Consider the following 541-nt stretch of genomic DNA (forward strand, 5'->3'; position numbering starts at 1 on the left):
AATCACGCGGACGCAAATTGCAGATGCCGGAATTGCTATGGGACTGCCAAAGATTTCTATCGTCGGTGTTGCTGCAGCACTTAGCCTCAGTCATATGACGCTTTACACATATGTATCTTCTTTAGATGAACTCAAACAGTTAGTTGCCAGCGAAATTTTCCTACGCTGGCAGCTTCCTGCCCCACATGATGAGCCACTGGAAGAATACATGGAAACTTTCGGTGCTTGTATGTGGCACTTTGTGGAAAGACATCCGGGCATCTCACCTTATTTACTGCGTGGAGATTTGATTACATCAGATATGATTTCAAAAATTCAAAACCACCAAAAATTATTAGTGCAATCCTATAATCTTACAAATGAGCAAGCTCAGTGGCTTTTCCAAACTGTCGCGCATGTGTGTGTTTCTGTTGCTGATACGCTTATTCCCAAAGAAGAAACGAACCAAAACAGTGCCCATAGAGAAAACAGCGAAATTAAAAATAAATACACGCTAGGTGTCAAAGCTTTAATTATTGGTTCTTTATCTATGATATCTGAA

At 40.7% G+C, this 541-nt stretch carries 1 protein-coding gene; it reads left to right on the forward strand.

Going from position 1 to position 541, the window contains the following annotated elements; all coding sequences use genetic code 11:
- Positions 1-37: 37 nt before the first annotated feature.
- On the forward strand, positions 38-541 hold a 504-nt coding region (locus tag HBA93_RS18165), incomplete at its 3' end, for a TetR/AcrR family transcriptional regulator (protein WP_502910138.1).

Origin of the sequence: Ochrobactrum sp. SFR4 (assembly GCF_019730395.1) — a bacterium.
In the GTDB taxonomy this organism is placed as follows: Bacteria; Pseudomonadota; Alphaproteobacteria; order Rhizobiales; family Rhizobiaceae; genus Pseudochrobactrum.